The organism is Cellulosimicrobium sp. NPDC057127 (genome assembly GCF_042670945.1).
Classification (GTDB): Bacteria; Actinomycetota; Actinomycetes; order Actinomycetales; family Cellulomonadaceae; genus Cellulosimicrobium.
In genome coordinates this window covers 96,918-111,953 of the sequence record NZ_JBHUUP010000007.1, presented here as the reverse complement: position 1 = coordinate 111,953, position 15,036 = coordinate 96,918, and the positions used below count along the sequence as shown (strand labels likewise).

Genomic DNA, 15,036 nt, shown 5'->3' with positions numbered 1-15,036 from the left:
GGTGGCCTGGCACCGAGCCGACGAGCCCACGAACGAGGACCACCTCACCCATGAGCACACCTGACGCCTCCGGGACGCCGGACGGCGCCGCCCCGGACAGCCCGGACCCCCGCGGCGCGGGGACGACCGGCGAGCAGAGCCCCCAGCAGCCCGGCGGGTGGGGCACGCCGACGTACGCGCGGCCGGGCTACGGTCCCGCGGCCGACGTCCCGGCACCACCGGCGGTGCAGCCGCCGGGACCGCCGCAGCCGCGGTACGGGCAGTACGCGCCGCAGGGCACGCCGACCCCGCCCGCTCCGTACGGCCAGGGACAGCAGGGCCGGCCCGCGCCCGGCCAGCCGGGTTACGGGCAGGGCCAGTACGGCGCCGGCCAGTACGGGCAGCCGCAGTACGGGCAGCCGCAGTACGGGCAGCAGGGTCAGGGCCAGCCCGGGTACGGACCACCTGCCGGCTTCGGCAACGCTCCGTACGTGCCCCCCGCGTCGAAGCCGGGGATCGTCCCCCTGCGTCCGCTCACCCTGGGCGAGATCTTCGACGGCTCCTTCGGCGCGATCCGCCACAACCCTCGCGTCATGCTCGGGATGAGCACGCTCGTCGTCGTGGTGGCGACGATCGTCGGCGCCCTGCTCGGGTACGCGTTCTCCGGCTACGTCGCCGACGCCTTCCTCGCCCTGCCGTCCGAGGCGGGTTTCGGCGGGATGGAGTCGCAGTTCGCCACGATGTACTCGACGCTCGCGGGGACGGGGATCACGACGGCGCTCGCGACGCCGATCGTCAGCGGTCTCCTCACCGTGTCCATCGGGCAGTCCGTCGTCGGGCGCCGCGTCACGGTGGGCGAGGTGTGGTCCCAGGTCGGGCGCCGTGCGTGGTTCCTGGTCGGGTTCTCGCTGCTCCTGAGCCTCGCGTCCGGCCTGCTGGCCGCCCTGCTGGTGCTCCTCGCCGTCCTCGCGTTCTCGGTCGACCCCGCGCTCGGCGGGGTGACGGTGCTCGTCGCGATCCCCGTGTACGTCGTCCTGCTCGTGTGGGTCGGCGTGCGCACGGGCCTCGTTCCGCCCGCTCTGGCGCTCGAGCGCCAGCCGTTCTGGGCCACGGTCCGCCGCGTCTGGCGGCTCACGCGCGGGTCGTTCTGGCGGCTCTTCGGCATCTACCTGCTCGCGTACGTCGCGATCTACGTCGTCACGCAGATCATCGTCACGCCGTTCAGCCTCGTCGGGGGCATCGCGCTCGGGGCCGGGCAGGAGTTCGTCGGCAACCTCGTCTCCACGCTCGGCGTCGCGATCTCGACGATCGCGTCGACGCTCTTCCTGGGCAGCGTCGTCGCCCTGCTCTACGTCGACGTGCGGATGCGGCGCGAAGGACTCGACGTCGAGCTCGCCGCGGCAGCGAGCGAGCAGCCCCCGGCATGACCCTCCCCGCGCTCGCGACCGACGTGCCGGTCCGGCCCGACGCCGACGAGGCCCGGCGGTGGGTCGTGGAGGAGCTCACCAAGCCGGAGTACAGCACCGACCCCTCGCTGCTCTCGCGCTTCCTCGACTGGCTCGCCGAGCTGTTCGACGGCGCGCCGTCGCTCGACGTGAGCGGCCGGTGGGCGGCGCTCGTGGTCGTGCTCGTCGTGCTCGTCGTGGCCGCGATCGCGTTCCGCGTCGCCGGCCCCGTCCGGCTCTCGCGGCGCACTGCCGCGTCGGCCGTCGTGCTCGACGACGACACGCGCAGCGCGGCCGAGCTCCGGGACGCGGCGGACGCCGCCGCAGCGGCCGGTGACTGGGCGACCGCGGTCCTCGAGCGGTTCCGCGCCGTCGTCCGCTCGCTCGAGGAGCGGGCGCTGCTCGAGCCGCGCCCGGGCCGCACGGCGTGGGAGGCGGCGCAGGCGGCCGGCGAGCGCGTGCCCGACGTCGCGGACGACCTGGTGCGCGGCGCCCACCTCTTCGACGACGTCTGCTACGGCAAGGCCCGGGTCGGCGCCGACGCCGACCAGCTCCTGCGCGGGCTCGACGCGCGCGCCGGCACGGCCCGGCCCGCGGTGCGCGGCGAGCTCGCGGGCGCGGGCGCGGCGCGCGGCGGTGACGCCCCGTGAGCACGACGACACCCGCTCCCCCCACGACGGCGGGCCCCACCGCCGGCAGCGGCTCCCGCACCCCGACGACCGCGTACGTCCCCGTCGTCGGCGACGGGACCACGGGCGCGAGCCGCGCGCGCACCAGGTGGCGGCGGGCCCGGTGGCCCGTGGCCGTGCTCGCGGCGCTGCTGGCGCTCGCGGGACTGTCCGCGATCGCGCGCCCCGCGACGTCGAGCACCCCCCTCGCCCCCGACAACCCCGGCCCAGGCGGGGCGCGTGCCGTGGCCGAGGTCCTCGGCGCCCGCGGCGTGGACGTCACGTACGTGCGCACCGTGGCCGACGCCGTCGCCGCGGCGGACGGCGGCTCCACGCTCCTCGTGACGGAGAGCATCTACCTGCTCGACGAGCAGGTCGACGCGCTCGTCGCGACACCGGCCGACCTCGTGCTCGTGTCCCCCACGGAGCTCATGCTGTCCACGGCGACGGGCGGAGCGGCCGAGCTCGCCTACGACTGGTCGGACGGCACCACGACACGGTCCGCGCGGTGCGACGACCCCGCGGCGCAGACCGCCGGGGCGCTGCGCTCGGACGGCGTGGGGTTCCGCCTCGCGGGAACGGCCGACGCGACGCTGTGCTTCCCCTCGCCCGGCAGCCCGCAGGTGGGCGCGTACCTCGTGCACGAGACCGACGGCCGGACGGTGCGCGCGCTCGACACGGAGGCCGTGCTGCGCAACGACTCCGTGACCGAGGACGGCAACGCCGCCCTCGCGCTGTGGAGCCTCGGCGCCGACGAGCGCCTCGTGTGGCTCGTGCAGGACCCGTTCGACGTGTCCGTGTCGGGCGAGGGCGAGGAGGACCCGGCGCTCGCGCTGCCCCCGTGGACGGGCGTCGTGGGGCTCCAGCTCCTCGTCGTCGTGCTCGCCGTCGCCCTCTGGCGGGGGCGCCGGCTCGGACCGCTCGTCACCGAGGACCTGCCGGTCGTCGTCCGCGCGTCCGAGACCACCCGGGGACGCGGACGCCTGTACCGCCGCGCCGGCTCGCGCGGGCACGCCGCCGCCGGGCTGCGGGCGAGCACGGCCGACCGCCTCGCGGCACGGCTCGGCCTGCCGCGCTCGGCCGACGCGGCGTCGCTCGTCGACGCCGTGGCCCGCGCCACCGACCGCCCGACCGACCACGTCGCGCACCTGCTGTACGGACCACCACCCTCCGACGACGCGGCGCTGCTCGAGCTCGCGCGACACCTTGACCAGATCGAGAGCGAGGTCTACCACTCGTGACGCACCACCCCGGGGCCCCCGGAAGCACCGCCCCCCAGCCCGACCGCTACGCTCCCCCGCCGCCGCCGCAGGACCAGACCGGGACCGGGCAGCCGGCACCCGGCCCGCAGGACGCCTCCGTACCCCACGACGCACCGCCCGCGCCGTCGCTCGACCTGCGCCAGGCGCTCGCCGCCGTGCGCACCGAGGTCGGCAAGGCCGTCGTCGGCCAGGACGGCGCCGTGACGAGCCTGCTCATCGCGCTGCTGTGCAAGGGGCACGTGCTGCTCGAGGGCGTGCCCGGCGTCGCCAAGACGCTGCTCGTGCGCACGCTCGCCGCGTCCCTGGACCTCGACACCAAGCGCGTGCAGTTCACGCCGGACCTCATGCCGGGCGACGTCACCGGTTCGCTCGTCTACGACGCGCGCACCGCCGAGTTCTCGTTCCGCGAGGGCCCCGTCTTCACCAACCTGCTGCTCGCCGACGAGATCAACCGCACGCCCCCCAAGACGCAGGCGTCGCTGCTCGAGGCCATGGAGGAGCGCCAGGTCTCGGTCGACGGCACGCCGCGGCCGCTGCCCGACCCGTTCCTCGTCATCGCGACGCAGAACCCCGTCGAGTACGAGGGCACGTACCCGCTGCCCGAGGCGCAGCTCGACCGCTTCCTCCTCAAGCTCGTGCTGCCCCTGCCGGAGCGCGAGCAGGAGGTCGAGGTGCTCGCGCGCCACGCGGCGGGCTTCAACCCGCGCGACCTCGCGAGCGCGGGCGTGCGACCCGTCGCGGGTCGTGACGTGCTCGACCGGGCGCGCGCCGAGGTCGCGCGCGTGCAGGTGGCGCGCGAGGTGCTCGGCTACGCGGTCGACGTGTGCCGCGCCACGCGCCAGTCGCCCTCGCTGTCGCTCGGCGTCTCGCCCCGCGGCGCGACCGCGCTCCTCGCGACCGCACGCGCCTGGGCGTGGCTGTCGGGTCGCTCGTACGTCACGCCCGACGACGTCAAGGCCCTCGCGCACCCGACGCTGCGCCACCGCGTGCAGCTGCGGCCCGAGGCCGAGCTCGAGGGCGTGACGGCCGAGAGCGTCCTGGACACGGTCCTCGCGTCCGTGCCCGTCCCCCGCTGAGGCGCTCGACGTGGCCCTGACCTGGCGCGCCGTCGTGCTCGTGGCGCTCGGGATCGTGCCGGTGCTGCTGTTCCCCGTGCCCGGGACGGTGCTCGTGTGGACGGTGCTGGTCGTCGCGGCCTGCACGGTCGACGTCGCGCTCGCCGCCTCCCCGCGGCGCGTCGCGATCGAGCGGCGCGTCCCCGGGTCGGTCCGGCTGACCGACCGCACGACCTCGACGCTCACGCTGACCAACCTCGCGCCGCGCCGCCTGCGGGCGCTCGTGCGTGACGCGTGGCCGCCGTCGGCGGGCACGCAGGTCAACCGGCACGCCGTCGACCTGCCGCCCGGCGAGGCGGCCCGGGTGGTGACCGTGCTCGTCCCCACCCGGCGCGGGGAGCGCGTCGCCGACCGCGTGACCGTCCGCGCGTACGGGCCGATGCGCCTCGCCGCGCGCCAGGCGTCGTTGCCCGTCCCCGGGCGGCTGCGCGTGCTCCCCGAGTTCGCGTCGCGCCGCCACCTGCCCAGCCGGCTCGCACGCCTGCGGGAGATGGACGGACGGGCCGCGGTGCAGGTGCGCGGCGAGGGCACGGAGTTCGACTCCCTGCGCGAGTACGTCATCGGCGACGACGTGCGGTCCATCGACTGGCGCGCCTCGGCGCGGCGCCACGACATGGTCGTGCGGACCTGGCGGCCGGAGCGCGACCGGCGCGTGCTCATCGTCGTCGACACGGCCCGGACGTCGGCCGCGCGCCTGGGCGACGAGCCGCGGCTCGACGCGAGCATCGACGCCGCGCTGCTCCTCGCCGCCCTTGCCGGGCGGGCCGGGGACCGCGTCGAGCTCATCGCGTACGACCGGACGGTCCGCGCGCGGGTCGCGGGCGCCGCCGGGCCGCGGCTCATGCCCGCGATGGCGGACGCGATGGCCCCTCTCGAGCCGGCGCTGCTGGAGACCGACTGGCCCGGGCTCGTCGGCGCGGTGCAGGAACGCCTCTCCCAGCGCGCTCTGGTCGTCCTGCTGTCGACGCTCGACGCGGCGGCCGTGGAGAGCGGACTCCTGCCCGTCGTCGCGCAGCTCACCGCGACGCACCAGGTGGTGCTCGCGGCCGCCGCCGACCCCGAGGTCGCGGCGCTGCGCGCGGACCGCAGCGGGACGAGCGAGGTGTACGACGCCGCGGCCGCGTCGCGCGGGGAGATCGAGCGCGCCGCCGTCACGACCGTCCTGCGGCAGCGGGGCGTCGAGGTGGTCGACGCGCTGCCCGACGAGCTGGCGCCCCGCCTCGCGGACACCTATCTCGCGCTCAAGGCGGCCGGCCGGCTCTGAGCCGACCGCGTCGGCGGGAGCAGGTAGTGTCGGTGGCTCGCCGACGCGCGCGCCCCGTGCGTCCCGACCGTCCCGGGAGGACCCGCGTGGCCTGGCAGCCGACCGATCCCCGCGAGCGTGCGCGCCGCAACCGCCGCGTCGCGATCGTCGTCGTCGCGGCGCTGCTCGCGACGTTCGTCGTCCCCGCGCTCGCGCTCGTCCTGTCCTGACCCGTGGTCCCCGCGGGCCGCACGGGCCAGGACGCCTCCGGGCCCCGGCTGACCGCCGCCGAGCTCGGGCGCGCCCTGCTCGCGCGCCAGCACCTCCTCGCGCCCGGCGACCCGCGCGAGGGCGGCCCGGACGCCCTTCCGCCGGGCGGTGCGGACGGTGCGGGCGGTGCGGACGGTGGTGAGCGTGTCGTCGCCGAGGTGCGCCACCTCGTCGGCCTCCAGTCCCAGGTGCCCACCTCGCCCTATGCCGGGCTGTGGTCGCGGCTGCCGGGCTTCGCGACGGGCCACCTCGGCGACCGCCTGCTCGACCGCTCCCTGGTGCGCGTCGCGACGCTGCGCGGCACCGTCCACCTCGTCACGGCGGACGACGCGTTCGAGCTGTCCGCGCTCGCGCGCCCGACCCTCGCGGCGCACCTGCGGGCGCGCAACGAGCACGGCGCCGCCCTCGCCGACGTGGACCTCGACGACCTGGCCGAGACGGCGCGCGACCTGCTCACGGAGCCGCTCACGTCGGTCGAGCTCGGGCGCCGGCTCGCCGCGCGCTGGCCCGCCGTCGACCCGAAGCACCTCGCGTACGGTGCGCGCTGCCTGCTGCCGCTCGTCCAGGTGCCGCCGCGGGGCCTGTGGGGCGCCTCCGGGCCGGGCACCACGACCACCTGGACGACGGCGCACGCGTGGCTCGGCGAGCCCCACCACCGGTCCGGGGACGAGATCGAGGCCGTGGCGTCGGCGAGCGACCCCGAGGCCGTGCTCGCCGCGCGCGTGCGCCTCGTGCGCCGCTACCTCGCCGCGTTCGGCCCGGCGACCGTCGCCGACGTGCAGCGCTGGTCGGGGCTCACGCGGCTGCGCGCCGCGGTCGACGTGCTCCGCCCCGAGCTGGTCACCGCGACGGACGACGCGGGGCGCGAGCTGCTCGACCTGCCCGGCGCGCCCCGTCCCACCGGGGACGTGCCGGTCCCGGTGGTCCTCGTCGCCGACTTCGACAACCTCGTGCTCGCGCACGACGACCGCACGCGCGTGCTCGGCACGGTCGCCGTGAAGCAGGTCGTGAGCGTCAACGGGCAGGTCGCGGCCACGGTGCTCGTGGACGGCCGGGTGGCCGGGACGTGGACGTGGCGCGTCGGGCGCGAGGGCGACGACGCCGTCGCCCGGGTCGACGTCCGCCCGCTCCGGCCGGCCACCGCTCCCCCGGCACCGCCCGTGGCGGACGGCACCGGCCGACCGCCCGCGGACCGGCTCGGCGACCCCGACGTGCGCGACGAGGTCGTCGCCCGCGCCGAGGACTGGCTCCGCGTCGCCGCACCCGACGCACGACGTCGCGTCGTCGTGCACGACTGAGCGGTCAGGCGGCGACGGGCGCGGCGTCTCCCGCGTGGTCCGCGCCCAGGTCGCCGGTCTCCCCCGCCCGCACGGCACGGCGGCCGAGGACGATCGTGTAGACCCAGAAGCCCGCGAGCGCGGCCACGCCGATGAGGATCTTCAGCCACCAGGGCATCGTGGACCCCGTCACGAAGCCCTCGATGACGCCGGAGATGCCGAGCGCGATCGCGAGCCCGATCGCGACGGTGACCAGGGCACGTCCCTCCTGGGCGAGGGAGCGACCGCGCGGCAGCGGGCCCGGGTCGACCCACGCCCAGAAGATGCGCAGGCCCGCGGCCCCCGCGACGAAGATCGCCATGAGCTCGAGCAGGCCGTGCGGCGCGATGAGCGTGAGGAACAGGTCGAGCTCGCCGTACGCGGCCATCATGCCGCCCGTCGACCCGACCGCGACGGCGTTGCTGAACAGCACGTACGCGGGGAACACGCCGGTGATGCCCAGACCGACGCACTGCGCGGCGATCCACGCGTTGTTGGTCCACACGACGGTGGCGAAGTCGAGCCCCGGGTCGTAGTACGACGCGAACGCGTTCTCGACGTAGTTCTCGCGCACGCTGGGCGGCCCCATGGAGGCGAGCCCCTCGGGCGTGGTCGCGACCCACACTCCGGCCACGACCGCGACGACGAGGAAGGCCGTCGTCACGCCGATCGACCACCAGCGGATGCGGTACAGCGCCGCGGGCAGCGTCACGCCCAGGAAGCGCACGACGTCGCGCCACGCCGGCTCGTGCGCGCCGGCGATGCGCGTGCGCGCCCGGCCGAGCAGGTCGGACAGCCGCGTGATGACCACGGGGTCGGGGGCGACCGACCGGACCGTCGACAGATGCGTCGCGACGGCCTGGTAGAGGCGCACCAGCTCGTCCGCCTCGGCGCCGTCGAGCGTGCGCCGCCTCGTCAGGGTCTCCAGGCGGTTCCACTGCGCGCGGTGCACGTCGGTGAAGGCGTCGAGGTCCACGACCGATACCCTGCCACACGGACGGGGCACCGGGTCGCCGCCGGCGACGCCGGACGACCGTGCCGGGAGCTGCCGGGGACCGCCCCGGTGGAGCGAGGAGACGAGGAGCGACGTGCGCGACGGCATCCTGATCGGTGAGGGCGTGGTGCTCGACGCGCGCCCCGCGTCGTTCCTGTCCCGTGCGCTCGGTGCCGCGATCGACGTCGCCACGGTCGTCGCGTGCCTCGTCGCGCTGCTCGTCGTCACGTCGCAGTCCCTGTCGTTCGTGGACCCGGACCTCGCGCCGGCGATCGTCGTCGCCGTGCTCGTGCTCGTCACGGTGGTCGTGCCGACGACCGTGGAGACGCTCTCGCGCGGTCGCTCGCTCGGCAAGCTCGCGCTCGGCATCCGGGTGGTGCGCGACGACGGCGGCCCGGTGCGCTTCCGGCACGCCTTCCTGCGGGCGCTCGTCGGCGTGGGCGAGCTGTGGCTCACGCTCGGGTCGGTCGCGCTCATCGCGTCCCTGACGAACGACCGCGGCAAGCGGCTCGGGGACATGGCGGCGGGGACGTACGCGATCCGCGTGCGGGGCGGCCGGCCGACGTTCGCCCCGCTCGCCATGCCCCCGCATCTCGCCGGCTGGGCCGCGCACGCCGACATGCGCCGCCTGCCGGACGGTCTCGCGCTCGCCGCGCGGCAGCTCCTCGCGCGCGTCGACCGGCTCAACCCGGCCTCGCGCGCGCGCCTGGGCCGGGAGCTCGCGGCGCAGGTGGAGCGGTACGTCGCGCCGGGGCCGCCGCCCGGCACCCACCCCGAGGCCTTCCTCATGGCGGTGCTCACCGAGCGCCGCGACCGCGACCGCGTCACCGCGCAGCGCGCCCGGGCGCTCGCCGACGAGCAGGCCGCGCTGCTGCACCGGCTGCCGTACTCGGTGCCCGACCCGTCGCGCTGAGCGCTCCGTCCCCAGGACGGTCGCGGTGCGCGGGAGGCCCCTCGAACCGCCCGACGAGGCGGACGACGCCGACGAGCACCAGGGCGAACGCCCCGAACCACAGCGGCCGGCTCGCCCACCAGTCGGCGCTGCCCGGCTCGGGCAGGCGCGACCCGAGGCCGACGAGCACGAACGCCACGACCGCGATCATCGCGGTGACGTGCCACAGGTAGACCGTCATCGACCGCGCGGCGAGCGCCGTCACGACGCGCCGGCCGGCGCCCTGCGCCCACCGGACGAGGTGCTCGCGCGCGGCGAGCGCGAGGGCGACGAGCGCGACCGCGTGCAGCAGGACCGGTGCCGTGGGCGGGCCGAGGTTGGAGATCGCGTCGCCGGGCATGCCGATGAGGGAGACGGGGTACGGCCCGACGGCGACGAGGAGCGCCGCGAGCGCGAGCGCGCCGAGGCCCGACGCGACGAGCACGGCGCCCGACGGCAGCACCGCGACGGGCACGACGCGCCCGCGTCGCACGACCCGCAGCCCGGATCGCGCGTCGGCGTACAGCACGCCGACCGCGTACGGCACCGCCCAGACGAGCACGACGTCGACGAGCGCGAGCGTCTCGAGCCCCGCGCCGAAGCGCAGCGCCTCGACGGCCAGCGGTAGCGCCGCGAGCGCGGCGACGCCCCACCAGCCGCACGCGTGCAGCGTCCGCCGCAGCAGGGGCGTGAGCGCGACGAGGGCGACGTAGACGGCGAGGAACCACAGCGGCTGCGGGGCGAGCCGTGCGAGGGTCCACGCGACGTCGTCGGGCAGGGGCGACGCGAGCAGCGCGCCGACGATCCCCGCCCAGACCGCGACGAGCACGGCCACCGGCCGCAGGAGACGGGGCAGGCGCCGCGCGACGAGCCGCCACCCGCTCGGCCCGGGCACCGGCGCGGTGCCGGCCTCGCGCTGGAGACCGTACGCGGCCGAGGCGCCGGCGGTGAGGAACAGCAGCGCGAGCACCTGCAGCACCCACGTCGCGGTCCAGCCGTACCCGTGCGCGAGCGCGTTGCCGATCTCGAGGTCGCGACCGTCCCACGACGCGTCGGCCATGAGCCAGTGGGCCGCGACGACGCACAGCGTCGCGACGGCGCGCACGGCGTCGACGAACACGTCCCGCGGCGGCCGGGCACGCGGGCCGGGCACCGTGGGACGCGGCACCGTGGGACGCGGCGGGACGGGCGCCGTCGGGCGCGATGGGGCGAGCAGGGCGGTCACGGGACGCTCCTCGGTCGGCGGGCGCCGGGAGGCGACCCGGCTCCACCAGTCTCGAAACATCCCTTTCGCCCCGGTACGGGAGCGTCCCCCGAGCGGGGCGTGGCTCGCCGCCCGACGTCACGGGGGTTCTCCCCCGTCCCGGCGGGCGCGCCGGCGTCAGGCCTTGAGGTAGCGCAGCACGGCGAGCACGCGCCGGTGGTCGCCGGAGTCGGGCGGGAGCCCGAGCTTGCCGAAGATGGACGTGACGTTCTTCTCCACCGCGCCGTAGGACAGGAAGAGCGTCTCGGCGATCGCCGAGTTCGACCTGCCCTGCGCCATGAGCTCGAGCACCTCGGTCTCGCGCGGCGTGAGGCGCGCGAGACCGTCGTCGGCGCGCGAGGCGCCCATGAGCTGGCTCACGACCTCCGGGTCGAGCACCGTCTGCCCCGCGGCGATGCGGGTCAGCGCGTCCACGAACTCGGCCACGTCGGCGACCCGGTCCTTGAGCAGGTAGCCGACGCCGCGCGCACCGCCCGTGAGCAGCTCGCTCGCGAACCTCGTCTCGACGTACTGGGAGAAGAGCAGCACCCCGAGGTCCGGGTGCGCGGCCCGCAGCGCGAGCGCGGCGCGCAGGCCCTCGTCGGTGAAGGTGGGGGGCATGCGGATGTCGACGACCGCGACGTCGGGCAGCGCGTCGGCGGCGGCGAGCCGGCCGACCTCGGTGACGAGCGCGTCGCCGTCGCCCGTCGCGGCGACGACCTCGTGGCCGCGGCGCGTGACGAGCGCGACCAGCCCGTCGCGCAGGATGGCCGAGTCCTCGGCGATGACGAGCCGCACGCGGTCTCCTTCAGGGGCTGCTGGTCGTGGCGGTGCTCCGGGGGTGGTCGGCGTCATCCTCGCACGGGCGTCACACGCGGGTGGGCAGCAGCACGGTGACGACCGTCGGGCCGCCGACGGGGCTCGACAGCTCGAACGTCCCGTCGACCGACCGGACGCGCTCGGCGAGCCCGGCGAGCCCGGTGCGGTGACCGTCCGGGCCTGGCTCGACGACGCGCGCGCCGCCCTGGCCGTCGTCGCGCACGCGCACGCGCACCCGGTCGCCGCGCCCGCCGCGGCCCGTCCCGGCGCCCTGCCGCTCGACGAGCACGTAGACGCCCGTCGCCCGGGCGTGCTTGACCGCGTTGGTCACGAGCTCGGCGACGCAGAAGTACGCGATGGTCTCCACCGCGGGAGCGAGGCGGCCCGAGGACTCCACGGCGGGGTCGACGTCGACGGTGACGGGCAGGGGCGACCGTGCGGCGAGCGTCTCGAGCGCGAGGGCGAGGCCGTTGTCGAGCGCGGGCGGGTGGATGCCGCGCGCGAGCTCGCGCAGCTCCACGAGCGCCTCCTTCGTCGACGCGTGCGCCTGGTCCACCAGGGCGAGGGCGTCGGCCCGCTCCTCCCCCGCCGCGCCCCGGGCGCCGTCGGTCGCGAGCATCTCCTTCGCCTCGCCGAGCTGCATCGCCACGGCGACGAGCCGCGCCTGCGTCCCGTCGTGCAGGTCGCGCTCGATGCGGCGGAGCTTCGCGTCGGCGTCCTCGACGGTGCGCCCGCGCGACTCCTCGAGGTCGGCGACGCGCAGGCTGGCGAGCGTCGGGGCGAGCAGCGCCACGGTGAGTGCCCGGAACAGGACCGCGAAGCCGTGCGTCACGTGCGGCCACACCCACAGGAACAGCGCACCGACGAGCACGAGGCCGAGCTGGCGCACCGGGGTGTCGACGTACCAGTCGGTGCCGAACGAGGCGCCGCGGTGCCACGTGCCGTCGCCCGCCTGCTGCAGCGGCAGCCAGCGCGACCAGACCCAGTGCGTCGTGCCGCCGAGGCCCACCGCGAGGAAGACCGTGCTGACGACGAAGGACACGAGCGCGAGCGGGAAGGTGACGACGAGGAACGCCAGGGCGCGCCAGCCGGTCCCGTCCCCGAGGCCGGACCACAGCGTGCGCCAGAACCCGCGCGGCCGGACGTACGGCGCCGGGGCGAGCACGTCCGTCGCGAGCATCGACCGCGCCATCGACCGGTACATCGCGCCCCAGCCGCGGCCACCGAGGACGAGCGCGCTCGAGACCACGAGGCCGACGACGGTCGCGAGGATCCCGCCCGTGAACGAGACGGTGAACACCGCGTACGTGAACCCGAACGGCGCGAGGAGGAGCGCGAGCCACAGGTACCCGTACTCGCGCCACGTGGCGCCCGCGAACGGCGCGCGCGCGAACGAGACCGGCGTGCGGTGCGCGACGGACCGCGGGTCGGGCCGCGAGCCGGGGACGCCGGACGACGCGACGTCGGGCACCGGGCGGGCGGGTGCGCCCTCCGCGGTGCTCGTGCCCGACGGCGCGGCGCCGCCCGGGCCGGCGAGGCTCGGCTGGTCAGGGGTCACGGCAGTCATGGTGCCAGTCTCCGGGCGGCCCGACGGGCCCCGCCAGGGTGCGGTCCGCCGCACCGTACGGGGGGCCTCCCCCGTACGGTGCGGCGCCTGGTCGTCAGTACCGGTAGTGCTCGGGCTTGAACGGTCCTTCGACGGGCACGCCGAGGTAGTCCGCCTGCGACGGGGACAGCTCCGTGAGCCGCACGCCGAGGGCGTCGAGGTGCAGGCGCGCGACCTTCTCGTCGAGCACCTTCGGCAGGCGGTACACCTGCTGGCCGTACGCGCGGTCGCGGTTCTCGGCCACCGCGGTCGTCGCGTCCGTGTGCAGCTCGATCTGGCCGATCACCTGGTTGGAGAACGAGTTGCTCATGACGAACGACGGGTGCCCCGTCGCGTTGCCGAGGTTGAGCAGGCGCCCCTCGGACAGCACGATGATCGACCGCTCGCCGCGCTCGACGCCGTCCGGTCCGGCGCCGGCCGGGAAGGTCCACTCGTGGACCTGGGGCTTGATCTCGGTGCGCACGACCCCCGGCAGGTCCGCGAGGCCGGCCATGTCGATCTCGTTGTCGAAGTGGCCGATGTTCCCGACGACGGCCTTGTCCTTCATCGCGGCCATGTGCTCGGCGCGGACGACGTCCTTGTTGCCGGTGGTCGTGATGAAGAAGTCGGCCTCCCCCACGACGTCCTCGAGGCGCGCGACCTGGTAGCCGTCCATCGCCGCCTGCAGCGCGCAGATCGGGTCGACCTCGGACACGATGACGCGCGCGCCCTGGCCGCGGAAGGCCTCGGCCGCGCCCTTGCCGACGTCGCCGTAGCCCGCGACGAACGCGACCTTGCCGCCGATGAGCACGTCGGTCGCGCGGTTGATGCCGTCGGGCAGGGAGTGGCGGATGCCGTACTTGTTGTCGAACTTGCTCTTGGTGACCGAGTCGTTGACGTTGATCGCCGGGAAGAGCAGCTCGCCGTTCTCCGCGAGCTGGTAGAGCCGGTGCACACCCGTCGTCGTCTCCTCGGTGACGCCGCGGATGCCCTGCGCGACCGTGGTCCAGCGCAGCGGGTCGGCCTCGAGGGCGCGGCGCAGCACGGCGCGGACGACGTTCATCTCGTGCGTGTGGTCGGGCTCGCCAGGCAGCGTGTCCGGCGGCACGACGCCCGCGCGCTCGTACTGCAGTCCGAGGTGGACGAGCATCGTCGCGTCGCCGCCGTCGTCGAGGATCAGGTTCGGACCGGCCGGCCGGTCGTCGTCCGTCCCGTCCGCGCCCGGCCAGACGAGGATCTGCTCCGTGCAGTCCCAGTACTCCTCGAGGCTCTCGCCCTTCCAGGCGAACACCGGGACGCCGCGGGGGTCGTCGGGCGTGCCGTCGGGGCCGACGACGATCGCCGCCGCGGCCTCGTCCTGCGTCGAGAAGATGTTGCAGCTCGCCCAGCGCACCTGCGCGCCCAGCGCGACGAGCGTCTCGATGAGCACCGCCGTCTGGACCGTCATGTGCAGGGAACCGGCGATGCGCGCGCCGGCGAGCGGCTGGGACGCGCCGTACTCGGCGCGCAGCGCCATGAGCCCCGGCATCTCGTGCTCGGCGAGACGGATCTGGTGGCGTCCGGCAGGGGCGAGGGAGAGGTCGCGGACCTTGTAGCGGCCGGGGACCTCGTCGAACCCGGGGGTCCCGAGAGTGGGGGCTGGCGCCGTCGTGGACATGGGTCCTCCTGTGCTGTGGGTGCTCACGGTTGTCGCGCTGGGGGCTCCCGTCCGCGCCGTCGGGCCGGCGTACCGGCCACCACCCCAGCCTACCGAGCACGGTGGACGGCCCCGCCGGCCGCACGCGGGGATCACCCGCCACCGGCCAGGACCGGGTGGCGGACGTGAGCAGCCGAGGGACGGGAACGGGTGAAGGAGAGGAACGCGCGTGCGCGCGCGATAACACGATCTCTTGACCCTTTCAATGTCACGAAGCCGTAACGATCGCCGATCCGTCCCGACGCTTGCGGTTTCAACGATTTTGGGTCAAGAATCGTCCTGGAATCGGCCCTCCGTGCGGGGTCCTCGGTAGAAATTTCCCCTCGCTTGCTGCAAGGTGCTGGGCGAACCGATGGAGATCGGATCAGTGTGAGGTCCCGCCCGGTACCCGTCCCGGGTGCCCGCTGGACGTGCAGCCCCCTGGCCGCCGTCCCCGCGCCGCGGGACCTCGGTCTCACCGCCGTCGACGG

Annotated in this window: 13 protein-coding genes; 8 read left to right on the top strand and 5 right to left on the bottom strand. The window is 75.9% G+C overall.

Features of this window, described 5'->3' with window-relative positions:
• Positions 1–50: 50 nt before the first annotated feature.
• The 7 genes from ACFTZA_RS09060 (at position 51) to ACFTZA_RS09030 (ending at position 7,280) form a co-directional block, all read left to right on the top strand.
• Positions 51–1,406 carry a hypothetical protein gene (locus ACFTZA_RS09060; protein ID WP_378193038.1) on the top strand — a complete coding sequence of 452 codons (1,356 nt, stop codon included), beginning with the start codon at positions 51–53 and terminating at the stop codon, positions 1,404–1,406.
• Positions 1,403–2,074, top strand: coding sequence for a DUF4129 domain-containing protein (locus tag ACFTZA_RS09055; RefSeq protein WP_378193035.1), 672 nt, complete (start codon positions 1,403–1,405; stop codon positions 2,072–2,074). The genes ACFTZA_RS09060 and ACFTZA_RS09055 overlap by 4 nt, the downstream gene beginning before the upstream one ends.
• Positions 2,071–3,333 carry a DUF4350 domain-containing protein gene (locus tag ACFTZA_RS09050; protein WP_378193032.1) on the top strand — a complete coding sequence of 421 codons (1,263 nt, stop codon included), beginning with the start codon at positions 2,071–2,073 and terminating at the stop codon, positions 3,331–3,333. The genes ACFTZA_RS09055 and ACFTZA_RS09050 overlap by 4 nt, the downstream gene beginning before the upstream one ends.
• Positions 3,334–3,488: 155 nt before the next feature.
• Positions 3,489–4,430: an AAA family ATPase gene (locus tag ACFTZA_RS09045; RefSeq protein WP_378193279.1), complete on the top strand. Its 942-nt coding sequence runs from the start codon at positions 3,489–3,491 to the stop codon at positions 4,428–4,430.
• A gap of 10 nt (positions 4,431–4,440) precedes the next feature.
• On the top strand, positions 4,441–5,733 hold the full coding sequence (locus ACFTZA_RS09040; RefSeq protein ID WP_378193029.1) for a DUF58 domain-containing protein: 1,293 nt from the start codon (positions 4,441–4,443) through the stop codon (positions 5,731–5,733).
• Between the two features lie 86 nt (positions 5,734–5,819).
• Positions 5,820–5,942, top strand: a complete 123-nt coding sequence (locus ACFTZA_RS09035; RefSeq protein WP_378193026.1) for a hypothetical protein — start codon at positions 5,820–5,822, stop codon at positions 5,940–5,942.
• A 3-nt stretch (positions 5,943–5,945) separates the two neighbouring features.
• Positions 5,946–7,280, top strand: coding sequence for a winged helix DNA-binding domain-containing protein (locus ACFTZA_RS09030; RefSeq protein WP_378193023.1), 1,335 nt, complete (start codon positions 5,946–5,948; stop codon positions 7,278–7,280).
• A 4-nt stretch (positions 7,281–7,284) separates the two neighbouring features.
• Here the strand turns inward: ACFTZA_RS09030 and ACFTZA_RS09025 are convergent, their stop codons facing one another.
• Positions 7,285–8,274: a stage II sporulation protein M gene (locus ACFTZA_RS09025; protein ID WP_378193021.1), complete on the bottom strand. Its 990-nt coding sequence runs from the start codon at positions 8,272–8,274 to the stop codon at positions 7,285–7,287.
• A 112-nt stretch (positions 8,275–8,386) separates the two neighbouring features.
• Between ACFTZA_RS09025 and ACFTZA_RS09020 the strand changes: the two genes are divergently transcribed.
• Positions 8,387–9,205, top strand: a complete 819-nt coding sequence (locus tag ACFTZA_RS09020; protein WP_378193019.1) for an RDD family protein — start codon at positions 8,387–8,389, stop codon at positions 9,203–9,205.
• On the opposite strand, the gene ACFTZA_RS09015 is transcribed toward ACFTZA_RS09020, so the two are convergent.
• From ACFTZA_RS09015 to ahcY, 4 genes are all read right to left on the bottom strand, one after another.
• Complete coding sequence (locus tag ACFTZA_RS09015; RefSeq protein ID WP_378193017.1) at positions 9,117–10,448, bottom strand: acyltransferase; 1,332 nt, start codon at positions 10,446–10,448, stop codon at positions 9,117–9,119. The genes ACFTZA_RS09020 and ACFTZA_RS09015 overlap by 89 nt on opposite strands.
• A gap of 156 nt (positions 10,449–10,604) precedes the next feature.
• On the bottom strand, positions 10,605–11,264 hold the full coding sequence (locus ACFTZA_RS09010) for a response regulator transcription factor (protein WP_378193015.1): 660 nt from the start codon (positions 11,262–11,264) through the stop codon (positions 10,605–10,607).
• A gap of 70 nt (positions 11,265–11,334) precedes the next feature.
• Positions 11,335–12,852, bottom strand: a complete 1,518-nt coding sequence (locus ACFTZA_RS09005; protein ID WP_378193013.1) for a sensor histidine kinase — start codon at positions 12,850–12,852, stop codon at positions 11,335–11,337.
• Positions 12,853–12,946: 94 nt separating this feature from the next.
• Positions 12,947–14,527: an adenosylhomocysteinase gene (gene ahcY, locus ACFTZA_RS09000; RefSeq protein ID WP_378193011.1), complete on the bottom strand. Its 1,581-nt coding sequence runs from the start codon at positions 14,525–14,527 to the stop codon at positions 12,947–12,949.
• Positions 14,528–15,036: the final 509 nt, after the last annotated feature.

What these genes read in the sequence shown, in the direction of transcription:
- ACFTZA_RS09060 (WP_378193038.1), top strand. Translation starts at nt 51, where the DNA reads ATGAGCACACCTGACGCCTCCGGGACGCCGGACGGCGCCGCCCCGGAC.
- ACFTZA_RS09055 (WP_378193035.1), top strand. Translation starts at nt 1,403, where the DNA reads ATGACCCTCCCCGCGCTCGCGACCGACGTGCCGGTCCGGCCCGACGCC.
- ACFTZA_RS09005 (WP_378193013.1), bottom strand. Translation starts at nt 12,852, where the DNA reads ATGACTGCCGTGACCCCTGACCAGCCGAGCCTCGCCGGCCCGGGCGGC.
- ahcY (WP_378193011.1), bottom strand. Translation starts at nt 14,527, where the DNA reads ATGTCCACGACGGCGCCAGCCCCCACTCTCGGGACCCCCGGGTTCGAC.